Source organism: Vallitalea longa, assembly GCF_027923465.1.
GTDB lineage: Bacteria > Bacillota > Clostridia > Lachnospirales > Vallitaleaceae > Vallitalea > Vallitalea longa.
The window spans coordinates 39,766-58,388 of the sequence record NZ_BRLB01000015.1 but is presented as its reverse complement, the minus strand read 5'-3'; the positions used below and the strand labels follow the sequence as shown (position 1 = coordinate 58,388).

General features: G+C 31.0%; 20 protein-coding genes and 1 tRNA gene. 17 read left to right on the top strand and 4 right to left on the bottom strand.

Annotated features, from left to right (window positions below; genetic code table 11):
• Positions 1-147: 147 nt before the first annotated feature.
• The 4 genes from QMG30_RS18865 to QMG30_RS18850 all read right to left on the bottom strand — a co-directional run bounded on the left by QMG30_RS18865 (position 148) and on the right by QMG30_RS18850 (position 3,380).
• Entirely contained in the window at positions 148-1,008 is an 861-nt protein-coding gene (locus tag QMG30_RS18865; RefSeq protein WP_281818113.1) for a nitroreductase family protein, read from the bottom strand.
• Between the two features lie 171 nt (positions 1,009-1,179).
• A complete protein-coding gene (locus tag QMG30_RS18860) occupies positions 1,180-1,926 on the bottom strand; it encodes an L-2-amino-thiazoline-4-carboxylic acid hydrolase (RefSeq protein ID WP_281818112.1) in 747 nt (248 codons plus the stop codon).
• Between the two features lie 175 nt (positions 1,927-2,101).
• Positions 2,102-2,749, bottom strand: a complete 648-nt coding sequence (locus QMG30_RS18855) for an L-2-amino-thiazoline-4-carboxylic acid hydrolase (protein WP_281818111.1) — start codon at positions 2,747-2,749, stop codon at positions 2,102-2,104.
• Positions 2,750-2,756: 7 nt separating this feature from the next.
• Positions 2,757-3,380, bottom strand: a complete 624-nt coding sequence (locus tag QMG30_RS18850; protein ID WP_281818110.1) for a TetR/AcrR family transcriptional regulator — start codon at positions 3,378-3,380, stop codon at positions 2,757-2,759.
• Positions 3,381-3,627: 247 nt separating this feature from the next.
• Between QMG30_RS18850 and QMG30_RS18845 the strand changes: the two genes are divergently transcribed.
• The 17 genes from QMG30_RS18845 (at position 3,628) to QMG30_RS18765 (ending at position 18,607) form a co-directional block, all read left to right on the top strand.
• Positions 3,628-3,978 (top strand): hypothetical protein, encoded by a 351-nt coding sequence (locus QMG30_RS18845; protein WP_281818107.1) that lies wholly within the window; start codon positions 3,628-3,630, stop codon positions 3,976-3,978.
• 23 nt (positions 3,979-4,001) lie between these two features.
• On the top strand, positions 4,002-4,472 hold the full coding sequence (locus QMG30_RS18840; protein ID WP_281818104.1) for a hypothetical protein: 471 nt from the start codon (positions 4,002-4,004) through the stop codon (positions 4,470-4,472).
• Between the two features lie 199 nt (positions 4,473-4,671).
• Positions 4,672-4,768 (top strand) — tRNA-Sec (locus QMG30_RS18835).
• Between the two features lie 70 nt (positions 4,769-4,838).
• Entirely contained in the window at positions 4,839-5,900 is a 1,062-nt protein-coding gene (gene selD / locus QMG30_RS18830; RefSeq protein WP_281818102.1) for a selenide, water dikinase SelD, read from the top strand.
• A gap of 131 nt (positions 5,901-6,031) precedes the next feature.
• Positions 6,032-7,453 carry an L-seryl-tRNA(Sec) selenium transferase gene (selA, locus tag QMG30_RS18825; protein WP_281818099.1) on the top strand — a complete coding sequence of 474 codons (1,422 nt, stop codon included), beginning with the start codon at positions 6,032-6,034 and terminating at the stop codon, positions 7,451-7,453.
• Positions 7,454-7,548: 95 nt separating this feature from the next.
• Positions 7,549-8,154 carry a DUF998 domain-containing protein gene (locus QMG30_RS18820; protein WP_281818097.1) on the top strand — a complete coding sequence of 202 codons (606 nt, stop codon included), beginning with the start codon at positions 7,549-7,551 and terminating at the stop codon, positions 8,152-8,154.
• 131 nt (positions 8,155-8,285) lie between these two features.
• A complete protein-coding gene (selB, locus tag QMG30_RS18815) occupies positions 8,286-10,184 on the top strand; it encodes a selenocysteine-specific translation elongation factor (RefSeq protein WP_281818095.1) in 1,899 nt (632 codons plus the stop codon).
• Positions 10,185-10,584: 400 nt separating this feature from the next.
• Positions 10,585-11,001: a MaoC family dehydratase gene (locus QMG30_RS18810; protein ID WP_281818094.1), complete on the top strand. Its 417-nt coding sequence runs from the start codon at positions 10,585-10,587 to the stop codon at positions 10,999-11,001.
• A gap of 48 nt (positions 11,002-11,049) precedes the next feature.
• A complete protein-coding gene (locus QMG30_RS18805) occupies positions 11,050-12,189 on the top strand; it encodes an acyl-CoA dehydrogenase (RefSeq protein WP_281818093.1) in 1,140 nt (379 codons plus the stop codon).
• A gap of 12 nt (positions 12,190-12,201) precedes the next feature.
• Positions 12,202-12,987 (top strand): electron transfer flavoprotein subunit beta/FixA family protein, encoded by a 786-nt coding sequence (locus QMG30_RS18800; RefSeq protein ID WP_281818091.1) that lies wholly within the window; start codon positions 12,202-12,204, stop codon positions 12,985-12,987.
• Positions 12,988-13,010: 23 nt separating this feature from the next.
• On the top strand, positions 13,011-14,030 hold the full coding sequence (locus QMG30_RS18795) for an electron transfer flavoprotein subunit alpha/FixB family protein (protein ID WP_281818088.1): 1,020 nt from the start codon (positions 13,011-13,013) through the stop codon (positions 14,028-14,030).
• Positions 14,031-14,349: 319 nt separating this feature from the next.
• Positions 14,350-14,685 (top strand): sulfurtransferase-like selenium metabolism protein YedF, encoded by a 336-nt coding sequence (gene yedF, locus QMG30_RS18790; protein WP_281818085.1) that lies wholly within the window; start codon positions 14,350-14,352, stop codon positions 14,683-14,685.
• A gap of 21 nt (positions 14,686-14,706) precedes the next feature.
• Complete coding sequence (gene arcC, locus QMG30_RS18785; RefSeq protein ID WP_281818083.1) at positions 14,707-15,660, top strand: carbamate kinase; 954 nt, start codon at positions 14,707-14,709, stop codon at positions 15,658-15,660.
• Positions 15,661-15,743: 83 nt separating this feature from the next.
• Positions 15,744-16,268: a peptidylprolyl isomerase gene (locus QMG30_RS18780; RefSeq protein ID WP_281818081.1), complete on the top strand. Its 525-nt coding sequence runs from the start codon at positions 15,744-15,746 to the stop codon at positions 16,266-16,268.
• A 212-nt stretch (positions 16,269-16,480) separates the two neighbouring features.
• A complete protein-coding gene (locus QMG30_RS18775) occupies positions 16,481-17,221 on the top strand; it encodes a hypothetical protein (protein WP_281818079.1) in 741 nt (246 codons plus the stop codon).
• 212 nt (positions 17,222-17,433) lie between these two features.
• Positions 17,434-17,787 carry a PadR family transcriptional regulator gene (locus tag QMG30_RS18770; protein ID WP_330680787.1) on the top strand — a complete coding sequence of 118 codons (354 nt, stop codon included), beginning with the start codon at positions 17,434-17,436 and terminating at the stop codon, positions 17,785-17,787.
• Positions 17,780-18,607, top strand: a complete 828-nt coding sequence (locus QMG30_RS18765; RefSeq protein WP_281818074.1) for a hypothetical protein — start codon at positions 17,780-17,782, stop codon at positions 18,605-18,607. Before QMG30_RS18770 ends, QMG30_RS18765 begins: the two co-directional genes overlap by 8 nt.
• Positions 18,608-18,623: the final 16 nt, after the last annotated feature.

Genomic DNA, 18,623 nt, shown 5'->3' with positions numbered 1-18,623 from the left:
TTATAAGACATATTTTGATATTTTTCAACACATATTTTATCGAAGTATAACAAAAGATTTCGTGCTTTAATTGACAATTAAAAAAGCTCTGCAGAACAAAAGTATAGTATTCTATACCTTTATTTTGCAAAGCTGGATTAATAATATTTAATTGCCTTTTATCCAATCAAAACCATAATTGATCAATGTATCAATAAATTCTTTGTTATCTGAACAAGCCCAGTTTGCCATATAGTGTAGTCCGAAATATCTTTGTGCCATATTGATGTGACCTTGTTCTTTTATCTTATCAGTGATTTCTTTTGCTTTTGATTCATCATATACATCAGAAACGACTTTATATATAGTAGAGAGTTTTTTTTCTGTGATTGGAAAAGTCTTATGTTCATATTTATCATCATGAAATCTAATTATATCTTCTACTGGCAAGTCTTTATATTCTTCCTCATGAACCAATGCTTCAATGCCTAATTTATTTCTTGGAGCTGGATATGTAGTAGGATATCCAAGACTAACGAGTACTACAGGAAATACTCCATCAGGTATGTTACAGATGGATTTTAATTCCATGAAACAACTTTCAACAGTTCCGATATATACAGAACCTAAACCGACAGCATCAGCTGCTGTACAGATATTCTGAGCACATATGACTGTATCTTGTAATGCAATCCAGAAATGATGATAACTATTAGTTGCAGAAAAAGGCGCGTCACAAGCTTCTGCCCAACGTCCTAAACGACGCCAGTCGATACAAAAAAGTAAGTCAACAGGTGCTTTATAGACCAGTTTTTGCATTTCACATTCATCAACTAGACGTTTCTTTTTTTCATCGCTGGTTATTTTGATTATGCAATAGGGTTGTAAGTTACCTCCAGTTGCACCGTGTAATCCGGCGCTAATTATTTCGTTAAGTATTTCAGGTTCGATATTCTTGTCAAGAAATGAGCGACAACTAGCACGTTGATATAGAAGTTCCATAGTTTTGTTAGAGTGTTGTTTTGGCAAGGTTATACCTCCTTAGAAGTACCATTTAGAAGTACTTGTATTTATAGCAGAGCTATAATCTAATTTTAATACAACTTCTTATAAGGTTCAACCACACAATATAATAAGACTCTATTTAGAGGGGGGATTAACTAAATAGAGTCTTCTATATTAATTATAGTTCATGATGTTCTAATTCGAGTCAACAGGTTTTTCTATGGTATTGGTTTGTTTGGAAGCAGATTCAATAAAAAACGGAGGCCATGGTTCTCTAGGAGTACCATTTTTAATGAACCTGAAATTGCAACAATCACATCCACATCCTAATGTTTTGGTACGATTAAGTTCAACTCCAAGAGCTTTAAATATCACAAAATCTAGATTACATAAATAAGGCGTAAGTTCGTCAGCATCATGGTCGTGGAAAAATTTTACTATACCACATTCTGTATAATCTATAGCCAAATCATAGTTTGTTCCATCGCCTTCTTTAACTTCCCAAACCCAGTCATAAGGATATTTTTTTTGTTGTGAGCATAGAGCTCTTTCTTTCATTTTTCGTACTCTTGATTTTAAAAACATTCTTTTTCTCATTAATTTTCTTAGGCAGAAAGGTAATCTATTAAAATGTCTTGTTGATGTCAGGTAAATTAATTTGCCGATATCATATAGTTCAATATTGTATTCAGTCAGGACTTTGTATAATGCGAGAAAAATACTTCCTTTTACTAAACTAGATGTCAATTTGTTTTTATTCCCTCCGATATAGGGGAAACTAGGTATTAACTTCTCATATTCACTTTTGACCTTTAGTTTAATTATATCTGTTTCTTTTTTGCCAAACATATCATGTAATTCCGGAGTAATTGGATTCAAGAATTTTTTTGTCGATTTAGAGAGCTTTTTTTTCTGCATTATGTAATAATTATTATCCGACATAACACTACCCTTCTTTATATTTTATTATATAATAATAACTTACCAAATCTTAATGTAAATGTCAATGGATTTCAATTGAATTTGATAATCTTTATCAATAATAGGTTGTGCTACTTACTTCATATTAACTTTTTATTATTATGACCAATTTAGAATTCTTAAAAAGATAATATACTTAATTGTTTTGATTATGTATTTTGTATTTGTCACCAACAATCCAATAATCGCACATATTATCTCCGTTTGCTAATGTACATTTTCGATGAAGTACTCCATGTTGAAGTTTAAACATAACGGAATCAGTTGCACATAGAGCAGGCATAATTTCAGGTATACCTTCTTTTTTGCAGAACTCGCAAATTGGACAACGGGTAAAATAATAAAAGCTACCTATATTATGTCTTGATTCATCAAAGTTCACTATCCATGTGGTAGGATACTTTTCCAGTTTTCCATTAGACCAAGCTTCATATTTTTTCATTTCACGATACCATTTCTTTTCTCCTCGTTTGGAATTAATATTCACAATACGAAAAAACGGTTTTAACATATAAAGCACATCGACCATAATATCAGCCATGCTATTTGGCGAAATCTTCTTTTTGGTACCTAGCCATGCTCCAACAAAGGTATAAGCAAAATATGCATTCATTGCCATGGGGTTATTATCACCAATATCATCTGCTATTTGTAGTAATTTTTTGTATTCTACTTTACCATTGCAGATTGCTTTTTTTGCCATTTCACATCCGTATCGTTTTTTTATACTTTTTTTAATACATGGAGCTAAAAAATTCCAATAAAATCCTTTGTATTTCATCATTGTTCGTTTAATCCTCCTTTATTATGTTATTGAAGATACTTCTCCAACCTCCCACAAAGTAACGGATGACAGTTTCTATATATTTCTGGGCTTCTAGCTTATCGTATCTGTTTCTAAGTATCAATGTATAGGTGTTATATTCTGATTCTATGATAAGCATCAGCGATTCGCGCTCTATTGCAACATCTTTTCCCATAATATCACGAAAAAACTGAATTGTTGAATCCACTTTTAAAGAAACGAGTTTTTCCATAAAATTTTCCATTGAGCTCCCTTTTGCACAACAGAACAAAAGGTAGCAAGCATCATAATGCTGATATATCATATCTAAAATAGCATTTATTTCTGATGATGAAACTACAATCAAATCTTCAATTGAATGTCGTCTACCAGCATCATAAAAATCTTTCTTTAACGACATTATGTTTCTTTCAATGACTTGGGTTGCTTCTTGAGCTAGCGTGCAAAAAAGATCATCTTTATTTTTGTACCTAATATATATTGCTCCAGTGGTAACACCTGCTAGTTCTGCTATTTTGCGTAAAGATGCATTCTTAAAACCTTTGTTAATAAACTCTAATTTGGCAGCAGTTAATATTTTGTTGTCTATTGTATGATTTCGTAAAGCCAATTTATACACCTCACAATTACTATTTAAGAATTGATAACACTGTTATTGATTTTGCGTTTATAATAATACTCTTTGATAAATTTGTCAAGTAATAACTAAATAATCGCTGAATTTTTGAATATGAAATATACGTTTCATGTTGACAATTTTTGAATAAGAGAATATTATTAAGATAATGATTATCATTAACATTAAAATAATGATAAGTAAGGAACATTAAAAGATAAGTTTAATTGGAGGTGTAATAATGACAAGTGAGATGTTTATATCAAGTGTTGCTTTTGGGTTATTCATTGTTTGCCCTAGAATGGCAGGAATGATGCATGTTATTAATAAACACTCAAATGCTTCAATATTAAGGACAGTGTTAGTGGGAACTTTGATATCTATACCACTTTTATTATTGATGGTGGTAGCCTTTGGATATATAGGTGTATGGGGAGCTATCATTGTTTGTGTTTTAACTGATTTTGCTGCTGCTTTGATTATGAAAGAAATCAGTAAGCGAGCAGCTGTAGAAACATTTATTATTGCTTTATTTGTTATAGTAGGTGTAAAAGTAGCACCAATGATATCAGGTTTTATAGTAGGATTATAAATTATACATAGAAGGTGATTAACGTGGAAAGTAAGTTAGGCTTTACAAAAGAAAATATAATAGCGAGTTTGGGTTTCGCATTTTTCGTAGTATGCCCAAGAATGGCGGGAATGATGCATGTTATAAGCAATTATTCAGGTGTTTCTATGTTATTTACTGTTTTATTGGGAATTGTAATATCTGTGCCGTTATTGATGTTGATGGTATTCGTTTTTGATAAAGCAGGAGTATGGGGAGCTCTTGGATTTTGTATACTAACAGATTTTATATCTGCTTTGGTTATGAAAGGAGTAAGTGTTAGAGCTGGGATAGAAACTTTTACTATAGCAATATTTGTTGTTATCGGTGTGAAATTAACACCTTATATATCAAAATTATTTTTTAAGGAACCAAAAAAAGAAAAAGAAGAGATACTAGAAGAAGAACAAGGGTCTGTACAATGTGATGCTTTAGAAAATGATAGCGAATATAATGTTAATGAAGGCATTAAATGATTTAATATATAAATATCAAACAACTCTACCTTAGATAATTAAGTTAATATAGTTAGTTGTAGAAATTCCGTTTTTATATAGAAAAAGCGGAATTTTTTCTATATAAGAAGTACTTGATATCAATAGAATATAAACGAACGTTAGAAAAAATATACCTATACAAAATCTTATAAATCTAGTATAATTAGTAAAGAATTATGGGAATGAATGAATTCTGGTGGATTCAGGAGACTTCAAATCTTTTTTCGGGTGGTAAGACCGGCCGAGGTAGGTTCGATTCCTACTCACTCCCGCCAATAATAAAAAACATGTGATATGGATTTTTATTAAAATGATTGTATATAAATTCTGGAGGTGGACAATCAAATGGCAGATAAAGATAGAATAAGGTTAACACAAATGTCGTCAAAAGCTGGATGAGCAAGCAAATTAAGTCCACAGGACTTGGCGCAAGTTTTGTGCCATCTGAAAACTAAAAAAAATAAAATAGATCCCAATTTAATAGTAGGATTAGACACATCAGATGATGCTGGTGTTTATAAAATAAAAGATGACTATGCTCTAATACAAACAGTAGATTTTTTTACTCCTATTGTCGATGACCCATATACATTTGGGCAGATTGCGGCAACAAATGCTTTGAGTGATGTATATGCTATGGGAGGTAGACCTCTTACCGCTATGAATATGGCGTGTTTTGCAACATGTCTAGAACCTGATGTTCTAGCGGAGATATTAAGAGGCGGAGCAGATAAGATTGATGAGGCAGAAGCTGTATTGGTTGGTGGACACACCATAACAGATAAAGAAGTGAAATATGGCTTATCTGTAACTGGATACGTACATCCTGATGATGTGTTAACTAATGCAGGAGCAGAAGCAGGAGATGTTTTAGTACTTACTAAACCAATTGGAACAGGTATACTAACTACAGCTCTAAAAAAAGATTTAATAACAGAAAATGAATTGGAACAAGCTGTTATAAGCATGAGTACTCTAAACAAATCAGCAGCTATTGCAATGTCAAGAGTTGGTGTACATGCCTGTACAGATATAACTGGATTCGGTATATTAGGGCACACATATGAACTAGCAAGTGGTAGCAATGTAAATGTTAAGGTAAAAGCAGATCAAGTACCATTGTTTGATAAAACAATACAGTTGATAGAAGACAATGCTGTACCAGGTGGAGCTAGATCCAACCAATCGCATTTTGGAAAATGGATTAATATAGATGCCAGTATACCTGATAGTTTAGAAACAGCTTTATATGATCCACAAACATCTGGAGGGTTATTGATATCGGTTGCTGAAGATAAAGTTCAGAAACTTATTGATGAGCTGAATAAGGAAAAATGTTTGTGTGCAAGTATTATTGGTAAAGTTTACAAAAAAGATGAAACAGAAAAATATATCAATGTCTATTAAGAGGGATTATACCCTCTTTTTTTTAAAAATAAATCCAATATGTAATAAAAATTTTTATAAATAAACATCTATAATAATGGAACATAATAGATTTTTAACCGTGATGGATAATCATAGGAAGGAGTAACAAGTTGATAAATGATATGTTGAGGAAAATACCATCAACCAATGAAATACTCGAGGACGTTAAAATAAAAGAGTTAGTTAATGATAAAGGAAGAAATGCAGTAAAAGATATAATAGTTAATATCACTAATGAATTAAGGATTAGAATGATAGAAGAAAATGATAATAACCCAAATAAAATAAATGAGAAAGATATATATAATTTCGTTATTGATGAAGTTGAAAATCGTTCTATAAATAATGAAAGGAAAGAAATAAAAAAAGTCATTAACGCAACAGGAATAATACTTCATACCAATATGGGGAGATCGCCTTTACCCAAAAGAGCAGTGGATAAAATTAAAGATGTAACAAGTGGTTATTGTAATCTAGAATATGATTTATTCACAGGAGAAAGAGGTTCAAGATATGAGTATATAGAAAAACTAATAACAAGATTAACTGGTGCAGAAAGTGCTTTTGTAGTTAACAATAATGCAGCAGCAGTTTTTCTATGTATTAATACTTTAGCCAATAATAAAGAGGTTATAGTTTCTAGATCAGAACAAGTAGAAATTGGAGGAAGCTTTCGGATACCTGAAATAGTTCAGCGAAGTGGTGCAAGAATGGTAGAAATAGGGACTACTAACAAAACTTATATTTCTGATTACAATAATGCAATATCTGACGATACAAGAATTTTACTAAAAGTCCATAAGAGCAATTATAAAATCCAAGGTTTCACTTCTGAAGTAACAGGTGAAGAATTAGTATCATTAGCTAAGGATAATGATATTATCACTATGGAAGATCTAGGAAGTGGTGTCCTACTTGACTTACAAGATTATTATATGCCTTATGAACCTACAGTTATGGACCAAGTAAAAAAGGGTATTGATATAATAACTTTCAGCGGAGATAAATTATTAGGAGGACCCCAAGCAGGAATAATCGTCGGGAAAAAAGAGCTTATAGAAAAAATAAAAGTGAACCCTTTAACCAGAATGGTGAGGATAGATAAAATGTCTCTAATAGCGTTACAGGAAGTATTAAAAATATATATTGAAAATGAAGATGTCAAAAAGAATATCCCAATTATTGATATGTTGACTAAAACGACAGATGGATTAGCAGAAGAAGCTAACAATTTGAAGACATTAATAAAAAATGAAGTTAATGATAATATCAATATAGATATCATAGAAGGTGAAGATGTTCCAGGTGGTGGTTCTTTACCTGGTGTAGTTATTAAAGGAATATCATTAGCAATAACTATTGATAAAATAAGTCCCAACGAATTGCAGAATAGATTAAGAAATTATAGTATACCTATAATATGTAAAATTAAAAACGACAGATTGATGTTGAATATGAGAACCATAGACAGAAAAGATTATAAATCCATTGCAGATGCATTAAAATCTATTGTGGATAATGATTATATTTAGTATAATGAAACATATGTTTAATCTGTGCTGGCTCAATAACATAAAAACAATATTGGAAAGTAGTACTATATCTATGAATATGAGAGGAAAAACAAATGAAAATTATTTTTATTTTGGTGATGTTATTAGATTTATTAATACCTTTTTTAATTGCTATTCCCTACAAAGGATATAATCATCTTTCAATGGTTATGAGTGTTCTAGGATGCAAAAAAAGTCCTTTGCACAAGATATACAATATGTGGTTTTTATTGTCAGGTTGTATTATTGCTTTATTGGGATACTATATTTTTGATACATATAAAGAAAGTCATAGAGGTTTGGCTGTAACTATTTTTATACTAATAGTTATTTATGGTATTGGTGATGAAGTTATATCAGGTATATTTCCTATAAATGAAAAAAAAGAAGAAGTAACTTTATCTAGTACAATTCACGGTATAGGTTCTGTAATAGGTTTTATGTCATTACAATTCGCTCCACTCATTTTTGGAATCCTACAATTAAAAGTAGGACAAACATCTTTAGGTATCAGTAGTTTTGTATTCTTTATAATAAGTTTTGTGATATTCATATTTTTTGTTATGGGAGAAAAACCTAAATTTCAGGGTACTATATTTGCATTAAACGGTTTATGGCAAAGGGTATTGTGTACACTATTGTATATGCCATTTATAATATGGTTGATAAGTATTATGTAGAGTATTTAATATTCTAGACAAATAATAATCAGGTTAACTTTCCTACTATTAATTAATCAGGTAGCTACAAGTTTATAATGGTATTACATTGTTTTAATGTAATCAATAAATAATATTATACAGGTGAAATTATGGATCATTTAATTATTGGAACAGCAGGTCATGTAGACCACGGCAAAACAGAATTGGTAAAAGCTTTAACTGGCTATGATACAGATAGATTAAAGGAAGAAAAGCGACGAGGTATGACCATTGAACTGGGATTTGCTCCTTTTATGATAGATGGAAAAACATTTTCCATCGTAGATGTACCAGGACATGAAAAATTAGTCAAAACCATGGTAGCAGGTGCTACTGGAATGGATATGGCACTACTTATAATCGCAGCAGACGAAGGAATTATGCCACAGACTATTGAGCATGTTAATATATTAAATGTATTGGACATCTCCAATGTAATAATAGTAATAACAAAAATAGACTTAGTTGATGAATTAAAATTAAGAGACGTAATAGAAGATGTAAAAGAATATATTGCACAAACTCTAAGCATGAATACCCCAATATGCCCTGTATCTTCAAAGCTAAACTTAGGAATGGACAAACTGAAAAACATGATATCAGATCTTTCTGAGAAAATCATTATAGACAGGAATCAAGAACTATTCAGAATGCCTATAGATAGAGTTTTTACCATTAAAGGTCATGGAACTGTAGTAACGGGAACCATAACAGGTGGTAAAATAAATAAAGATAGTCTAGTGGAAATACTACCAGATAAAACAATATCTAAAGTAAGGACAATCCAAGTTCATGGCTCCGACAGAGAAAAAGCATATGCTGGGCAAAGATGTGCAATAAACTTGAGTAGAGTAGATAAATCATCAATAAATCGTGGTGATGTTATTGGAAAGCCAAATGAACTTTTACCTACTTTAACTATAGATACAGCAATATATAATCTATCAGAAAATGATGAAATAAAACATAACCAAAAAGTTAGAATTAACATCGGAACAACAGAAGTAATTGGAAAACTAAAAATGTTACAACGAAATATACTTAGCAAAAATGAAAAATCCTATGCAAGAATAAGATTGGAAAAACCTATAATAGCTGTTTTTGAAGATAAATTCATAATACGTTCATTATCCCCTGTCATTACTCTAGGAGGAGGCAAAGTATTATCTCACAAACCAACAAGACTACCAAAAGATAAAAATGAAGCATTAGAATATTTTACTCTACTAGATGAAGGAAATACAGAAAAGATTATTCTATACTTGTTAGAAAACAATTTTAAGATATTCACTATAGACAATATATTCAAAGAACTGTATATTCAAAGACAAGCAATTTTTCAATCCTTGACACAATTGCTAAAACAACAATTAGTAATCAAGCTAAGCAATAAATACTATATAAGTCAAAAAACATATTTATCACTTAAGAATAGAATAATCTCAGCTATTAAGGATTATTACAAAAATAATATTTATAGTATTGCTATAAACAAAGAAACCTTAAGAACAAAAGAGTTTCCTAAATGGGCTTCAATAGAATTTGATACCCTTGTTAAACTATACGCAAAAAACAATATTATAAATATAATAGATGACCAAATATCAATAAATGATCAATCAAGAATAACTAACATCTCCAATAATCCCCAAATAAATGAATTAGAAAAACTAATACTGAAAAGCAACCTACAAGGTCTGAACATAACCAAATACCAAGATACACAATTGCTTCGAGCATTAAATAATCAACTACCTAACCTAATCAGCTTCTTACTTAGAACAGGTAAAATAGTGCAACTTAATACAACTACCTATATACATAAAACACACTATGACAAATTAATTAACCTAATAAATAACCTCTTCCTACAATACGATAAGATAACAGTCCAACAAGTGAGAGATCTGCTACAAATAGGACGAAAACAAACAATAATCCTCCTAGAATATCTAGACCAAAAAGGCTTAACAAAAAGAATAAACAACCACCGAATTCTAATAACTTAATAAAATTACTATATACTAAACTAATATAAAATAAATTAATCATCCCAAAAAACATAAAAAAGTGGTATAGTATTTGTTTACGCAGACCGATCCTTCAGGAGTAAGGCAAGTAAAACGAATACTATACCACTTGTCCTATCCTAATCATTTCACACTCATATTACTAATTATGTCTTATCCCTTCATTTCAATATAATTAAGACAATCTCACCAATCCAATAAAAATGAAAAGTATCTCTTTGAATTCAATTCAATAAATTAAGCAATTACAAAAAAATCTTAACAATCTATAAAAAACTTCCTAACTAGATGCTTTTTTCTCTTCTACGATTTATCATATACTTAACAATACAAATATTTAAAAAATAGACTCGCATAATTTAAATAAAGGAGGTAATGAATGAAAGGATTAACAATATCACAATTAAATGTTGGTGACAAAGCATCATTCGAAAAAACAATTTCCGAATCAGATGTATATCTTTATGCAGGAATAACAGGTGACCAGAACCCGGCACATATTAATCAAGTGGAAGCAGAAAAATCCATGTTCAAAGGACGAATAGCACATGGCATGCTTACAGCAGGCTACATCTCTGCAGTGCTTGGTATGCAATTACCAGGTCCAGGAACAATCTATCTAGGCCAAGAACTGAAATTCACAGCACCTGTAAGATTTGGAGACACTGTAAAAGCAGAGGTTGAAGTAATAGAAAAAAAACAAGAGAAAAATATAATAAAGTTAAATACTATATGCACCAATCAAGAAGGAACAATCGTATTAAAAGGTATAGCAACGGTTATGCCACCAAAGTAATGTGTATTATAATTTATAAAATATAGCTAATAAAGGAGGAATCATAATATGGATTTTTCTATTTCTGATGAATACAAGATGTTACAAAAAATGTACAGAGAATTTACAGAAAATGAAGTGAAACCTATAGCAGCTGAAGTTGATGAAGAAGAAAGATTTCCTGTAGAAACAGTAGAAAAACTAGCGAAATGCGGTATGCTTGGTATACCATTTCCAAAAGAATATGGTGGAAGTGGTGGGGATAATCTAGCTTATGCAATGGCTGTTGAAGAATTATCAAAAGCTTGTGCCACAACAGGGGTAATAGTCTCAGCTCATACTTCTTTATGTGCTTGGCCTATATATGAATTTGGTACAAAAGAACAAAAAGAAAAATATCTCAGACCATTAGTAGAAGGTAAAATGTTAGGTGCTTTTGGACTAACAGAACCAAATGCAGGAACAGATGCATCGGCACAGCAAACTACAGCCAAATTAGAAGGCGATTATTATATATTGAATGGTTCAAAAATATTTATAACCAATTCAGGGTATGCAGATATTTACATTATTATGGCAATGACCGATAAAAGCCTTGGAACAAGAGGAATATCAGCATTTATTGTAGAAAAAGATTATGCTGGATTTAATGTAGGTAAAAAAGAATCAAAAATGGGTATAAAAGGTTCAGCAACCAGTGAATTGATTTTTAGAGATTGCAAAATACCAAAACAAAATCTATTAGGAAGATTGAACAAAGGATTTGGTATTGCAATGAAAACCCTTGACGGAGGAAGAATCGGCATCGCAGCCCAAGCTCTTGGTATAGCACAAGGTGCACTGGATGAAACAATAAAATATGTAAAAGAAAGAAAACAATTCAATAGGACAATATCCAAATTTCAAAATACCCAATTTACTTTAGCTGATTTACAAACAAAAGTAGATGCATCCAAGTTGTTGGTATATAGAGCTGCAAGAGCAAAAGATAATAATGAATCTTACAGCTATTATGCGGCAATGGCAAAATTATTTGCGGCAGAAACTGCAATGGAGGTTACTACTAAAGCAGTACAATTACACGGTGGTTATGGTTATACGAGAGAATATCCAGTTGAGAGAATGATGAGAGATGCTAAGATTACAGAAATATATGAGGGAACTTCCGAAGTTCAGAAAATGGTAATAGCAGGTAACTTGCTAAGATAAGGAGGTCAGGCGATGAATATAGTAGTTTGTATGAAACAAGTTCCTGATACAACAGAAGTAAAGATTGATCCAAAGACAGGAACTCTAATTAGAGATGGTATACCAAGTATCATTAATCCTGATGACAAAAGAGGATTGGAAGCAGCATTGACATTGAAAGATAAATATGGAGGATTAGTTACTGTTATAACAATGGGACCTATGCAAGCAAAAGAAGCATTAACAGAAGCCATGGCTATGGGAGCAGATGAAGGAATACTATTGAGTGATAGAGCTTTTGCTGGTGCAGATACATGGGCAACATCCACAACACTTTCAAAAGCACTAGAAAAAATAGATTTTGATTTGATAATTACAGGACGACAGGCTATAGATGGAGATACAGCTCAAGTTGGACCACAGATAGCCGAACATTTAAAAATACCTCATGTAAGTTATGTTGAAAACCTAACAAAAAAAGATGATAAATTAATATTGAAAAGAGCTTTTGAAGATGGATATCATATTATTGAAGTAAGCATGCCCTGTTTGATTACTACTCTTAGTGAAATGAATAAACCAAGATATATGTCAGTAAGAGGAATTATAGATGCTTATAGAGAAAAAGAGATAAAAGTATGGACTATTGATGATTTAGCTATAGATAATCCTGAGACAATAGGTCTAAAAGGTTCCCCTACTAAGGTTAAGAAATCATTTACAAAAGGTGCAAAAACTGCTGGAAAAGTATTTGACGTAGATAGTGACGAAGCAGTTGATATCATTATAGAAAAATTACAAGAGAAGTATATTATATAAGCATATGGGAAGGAGGCATAACTTTGAATAGTAAAGAATATAAAGGAGTATTTGTTTTTATAGAACAAAGAGAATGCAAAATCAGCAAAGTATCTTTAGAACTTCTTGGTAAAGGTAGAGAATTAGCAGATAATCTTAACGAGGAACTGATAGCGGTATTGATTGGATATAACATGATAGATTCAACAAAAGAATTAATCTATTATGGAGCAGATAAAGTTTTTTATGCAGAGAATAGAATTTTTGAAGTATATATGACTGAACCTTATGCGAAAGCAATGACTTCAATAATATATGATAAAAAACCAGAGATTGTATTATTTGGAGCAACTGCTATTGGAAGAGATTTAGCTCCAAGAATCTCAGCTAGAATACATACTGGACTTACAGCAGATTGTACATCATTAGAGATTGATGAAGAAAGCAATAATCTTCTTATGACAAGACCTGCATTCGGAGGTAATATATTGGCAACAATAGTATGCCCTGATTACAGACCACAGATGTCAACAGTAAGACCTGGTGTAATGCAGAAATTAGAAAAAGATACTAGACGAGTAGGTAAAGTTGAAAAGATAGATATACCAATTAGTGAATCCGATATGAGTTACAAAGTTCTTGAAGTGGTAAAAGAAGAAAAAGAAAAAATAAATATTGAAGAAGCTAATGTTCTTGTATCTGGTGGAAGAGGAATAGGAAAACCAGAAAACTTTGATATACTAAAAGAACTTGCAAAAGAATTAAAAGGACAGGTGTCTGCGTCAAGAGCTGTTGTTGATGCAGGGTGGATAGATAAAAATCATCAAGTAGGTCAAACTGGTAAAACTGTTAGACCTGGACTTTACTTCGCGTGTGGTATTTCAGGTGCTATCCAGCATTTAGCAGGTATGGAGGAGTCGGATTTCATTATTGCGATTAATAAAGATTCTGAAGCACCAATATTTGAGGTAGCTGATGTAGGTATTGTCGGGGATGTCCATGCTATAGTTCCAAAACTCATAAGTAGGCTCCAAGATGTTAAATACAATGCGTTACAACAATAAATTATTGAATTGTTTTAATTAAGTGATATATATGAATGAATAACTAAAATTAATACAAACATAAAATATCATTTATATTATGAGGTAATAATGTTATAAATATTGAATAAAAAATGAACTATATGATATAATTCAATTATACTTATTAGTAATTCCAAAAGAGTCTTATTTCATTAACTGGAAATAAGACTCATTAATTTTTCTTAATATTAATCTTAATCCAAGGGAATGGAATATAACAAAAAATATTACAAATCGATTATTTATCAATTGATAATTGTGGTATAATATTATGACTAAAATTATTAGGAGGATAAATATGGAAAAAGTTATAGTAATAAACAATGATACGTTTGGCCATGGAGATAGAGAGCTAGGAGAAAAATTAATGGGTGCTTTTCTGAAGAAAATCTGGGCAAGAAACGAAAAACCAGAAGCTATAATATTATATAATTCTGGAGTTAAACTTGCAGCGAAAGGTTCAAAAGTTATTGATGTACTTACTGGATTAAGTGAATGCGGAGTAGAACTATTAGCATGTGGAACCTGTATCAATTATTATGAACTAAAAGATAAGATGCTTGTTGGAAGAATAAGTAATATGGAAGAGATTTCATCAATGATGATGGAGGCGAAAAGTGTTATAACAATTTAACCTTGATTGGAGGAAGGTATTATGGGTAAGTTAGCTGTGATAGCTATTGGGGGTAATTCTTTAATCAAAGATAAGAAACATCAAACAGTAGATGATCAATATTTAGCAGTTTGTGAAACTGTAAAACACATTGTTGATGTAATTGAAGAAGGTTATGAGGTAATAGTTACACATGGTAATGGACCACAAGTGGGATTTATGCTTAGACGTTCTGAAATAGCGCATGAAGCTGATGACATGCATCTAGTTCCATTGGTCAATTGCGATGCAGATACACAAGGAGCAATAGGTTATCAGATACAGCAAGCATTACAAAATGAATTCAACAAAAGAGGAATTAAGAAAAAGGCTACAACTGTAGTTAGTCAAGTGGAAGTGGATAAGAATGATAGTGCATTTTCCAACCCATCCAAACCAATAGGATCTTTTTATAATGATGACGATATGGATAAAATCAAAAAAGAACATCCAGATTGGATTATGATTAATGATTCGGGAAGAGGTTACAGAAGAGTTGTACCATCACCTATGCCAATAAAAATTATTGAACAAGATTCAATTGAATTGCTAATCAATAAAGGAATTACAGTTATTGCTGTAGGAGGTGGCGGAATACCTGTTATAAGAGATGAAGAGGATAACCTTAATGGTATAAATGCTGTTATAGATAAAGATAATGCTTCTTGTCTATTAGCAAGTGAATTGAATGCTGATTTATTTATAATTTCAACAGCTGTACCTAATGTTTGTATTAATTTTGGAAAAGAAAATCAGGAAAAACTTCATGACATTAGTTTGGATAGAATAAAAGAATTAAGAGATGAAGGACATTTTGCACCAGGTAGTATGCTACCTAAAATTAACGCTTGTGTAAACTTCTTGGAAAATGGAGGAACAAAAGCAATAATAACCTGTCCAAATGAATTAAAAGAAGCGGTTATAGGTAACAAAGGAACTATAATATGCAATAGGTAATAATAGAAATTTATTGAAGTATTCTCTATTATAGATTAAAATATAAATGGAAAAATAAATATATAATGAAAGGTGAATAAATAATGGAGAATAAAAACCCTATAGTTACAATGGAGATTGAAAACGGTAATAAGATTGAAATAGAATTATATCCTGAAATAGCTCCAAATACTGTAAATAACTTTATTTCTTTAGTTAAAAAAGGATTTTATGATGGACTTACTTTCCATAGAGTGATTCCTGGATTCATGATTCAAGGAGGATGTCCAGATGGAACTGGTATGGGTGGACCTGGATATTCAATAAAAGGTGAATTTAATATTAATAAATTTACTAATGATTTAAAGCATTCAAAAGGGGTAATATCTATGGCTCGTGCAGCTAACCCTAATTCAGCAGGATCACAATTTTTCTTAATGGTAGCTGATGCTCCACATCTTGACGGACAGTATGCAGCTTTTGGTAAAGTTATTAGTGGTATTGAAGAAGCTGATAGAATTGTAAAAGTGGAAAGAGATTATTCTGATAAACCATATGAACCACAAATAATGAAAAAAGTTACTGTGGATACATTTGGAATGGATTATAGCGAACCTGAAACAATATAGTTAATTATAATAAGCACCTTACTTATTTAGTAGGTGCTTATTATAGTTATTGATTCTTATCATATTAATAAATGAACAGAGAATTTTAATGATATTTAAGCTAAATTTAATTATTATTAATGATATGGTAATAATTTCTAAACATTTTCATGATATACTCATTAACAGTAAATTATATTTGACACAATTATAGGTAAGGAGAAACATTAGTAATGAAAAGAAAATTAATTATAATTATAGCAATATTCGTAGCATTGGTCGTAGGATGTGGTACATCTAATAAAATAGATATATCAAAATATAATTTGAATGAATCAGATAACGTTAAATCTAGTGAAAATGTGAAAGAAGATAACATTAATATTGAAGAAGAGGAAAAGATAAGTATAGATAAAATCTTTCCTGAAGAAATAGGATTTGGATGGATATACAGTGGAACATTGGATTATGGAAGAACAGAAAAAATAACTAAGTGTTACATTGAGGATAATGTGAAACATATTATTGTAGAAGGTGAAGAAGACGACTTGAGTGATGGAGAGAGCGGGAAAGATTTCACTTTCACAAAAGATTATCAGATTACAGCTGATGGAATCATATTAAATCATACAGGTTCTCCAGAATATCTTGATGGCAAGAAATATTATTTGCTCAAGACCCCATTGGAAATAGGTAATTCGTGGGAACATGAATGGTACTATGGTTCAAAAGCCAAAACAGAAATAATTGAAGTAACAGATAACAATATTATTACGGAAACAAAAATAATAGAAGATATAGATAACGAAGATTATTATTTTACCAAAACAAAAATAACATATGAAAAAGGTAAAGGAGTAATAGCTGTAGATAAAGTCGGAAAAGAAGAATTCACGATAACTGAAAATCTATATGTTTCAGGATTGGACTATTTGAAAGAGCATACAAATAATATAAATGGTGTTCCTAATTAGGTAATATCCTATACAATAATTATTTCGGATTATAAGCATGTCAATAAAAGTTGGCATGCTATTTTTTGTATACAAAAAATTATAGCTAGAATTGTTATTTTTGGTACATTACATATGAGGTAATTGATGAGAAAAGTATTGACATACTAATTAATTTATAATAACATATACTTAGTAATACTAAATACTTAGTTTTAGAGGGATGAATGAACTTGGAACGAATTAAAAAACAACTAAAAAAAGGGACATTGGAGATTATAATTTTAAGATTAATCAGTAAAAAGGAAATGTACGGTTATGAAATCATACAGCAATTAGATAAAGCCAGTAATGGATTCTATAACCTGAAAGAAGGTTCCCTATATCCAGTATTATATAGGCTTGAAGATAGTAATTATATAGAGAGCTATATGGTAATTGAAGATGGAAAAAGAAAAATTACTAGAAAATACTATAAAATAACGGATAAAGGAATTAGCCAAATTCATGACTATCTAAAAGAATGGCAAAATTTTGTTTTTATAACTAATAAGATTCTTGACATAGAGGGTGATTATAATGAATAAAGAGAATAAAAAATACGTCAATAAAGTTTTAAGAAGAATAGATTGTAGTACTAAATATAAAAAACGTATTAGAAACGATTTGCATATGATGTTGGAAGATAAGGCAATGGAATTAGGAGAAACCGACCCATATAAGTTATTAGGTGATGCAGAACAAGTCGCTGAAGAATTTGCAGAGAACATGGGTGTAAGTCTTTTTACCAAATACCAATACGTATCTGAAAAGAAGTTTATGGGAATGCCTTTAATACAGATAAACAATAATAATAGAAGATATTATGAATATAAATCACAAAGAACTATTATGGGGATACCTCTAATTCATGTTAATCATAAGCCGTTTGGTGTCGCAAAAGGAATTATAGCAATTGGGAATATATCAATAGGTGTCATTAGTTTTGGTTGCGTTTCAATAGGTGTCATTTCATTTGGGGCAATAAGTTTTGCGGTTTTGTTAAGTCTAGGAGCATTAGCACTAGCAGGAGTATTCGCTATAGGGGGAGTAGCAGTAGCAGGACTATTCGCTTTGGGAGGAGCAGCTTACTCTGGCTATGTATCTATAGGAGGAGCGGCAATGGCTAAAGAATTTGCTTGTGGAGGGTATGCAAGAGCCAAAGTAGCTATAGGAGATAAAATAAATGCCAAAGTAGGGTATTACTATGAAAGTGGACATGGAGAATATGCTAGAAAAGTAGTAGAAGGTACTCAATTGAGCAAAGACTACATATTTAACAAAGTACCAGAATTAAGTGATTTTGTTAGAGGTTTAATTGAAAAGTGCATATATCTAATAAATAATGATTATATGCATTTTAATTAATATAGGAGGATTGTTT

What these genes read in the sequence shown, in the direction of transcription:
- QMG30_RS18860 (WP_281818112.1), bottom strand. Translation starts at nt 1,926, where the DNA reads ATGTCGGATAATAATTATTACATAATGCAGAAAAAAAAGCTCTCTAAA.
- QMG30_RS18855 (WP_281818111.1), bottom strand. Translation starts at nt 2,749, where the DNA reads ATGATGAAATACAAAGGATTTTATTGGAATTTTTTAGCTCCATGTATT.
- QMG30_RS18845 (WP_281818107.1), top strand. Translation starts at nt 3,628, where the DNA reads ATGACAAGTGAGATGTTTATATCAAGTGTTGCTTTTGGGTTATTCATT.
- QMG30_RS18820 (WP_281818097.1), top strand. Translation starts at nt 7,549, where the DNA reads ATGAAAATTATTTTTATTTTGGTGATGTTATTAGATTTATTAATACCT.
- selB (WP_281818095.1), top strand. Translation starts at nt 8,286, where the DNA reads ATGGATCATTTAATTATTGGAACAGCAGGTCATGTAGACCACGGCAAA.
- QMG30_RS18810 (WP_281818094.1), top strand. Translation starts at nt 10,585, where the DNA reads ATGAAAGGATTAACAATATCACAATTAAATGTTGGTGACAAAGCATCA.
- QMG30_RS18805 (WP_281818093.1), top strand. Translation starts at nt 11,050, where the DNA reads ATGGATTTTTCTATTTCTGATGAATACAAGATGTTACAAAAAATGTAC.
- QMG30_RS18800 (WP_281818091.1), top strand. Translation starts at nt 12,202, where the DNA reads ATGAATATAGTAGTTTGTATGAAACAAGTTCCTGATACAACAGAAGTA.
- yedF (WP_281818085.1), top strand. Translation starts at nt 14,350, where the DNA reads ATGGAAAAAGTTATAGTAATAAACAATGATACGTTTGGCCATGGAGAT.
- arcC (WP_281818083.1), top strand. Translation starts at nt 14,707, where the DNA reads ATGGGTAAGTTAGCTGTGATAGCTATTGGGGGTAATTCTTTAATCAAA.
- QMG30_RS18780 (WP_281818081.1), top strand. Translation starts at nt 15,744, where the DNA reads ATGGAGAATAAAAACCCTATAGTTACAATGGAGATTGAAAACGGTAAT.
- QMG30_RS18775 (WP_281818079.1), top strand. Translation starts at nt 16,481, where the DNA reads ATGAAAAGAAAATTAATTATAATTATAGCAATATTCGTAGCATTGGTC.
- QMG30_RS18765 (WP_281818074.1), top strand. Translation starts at nt 17,780, where the DNA reads ATGAATAAAGAGAATAAAAAATACGTCAATAAAGTTTTAAGAAGAATA.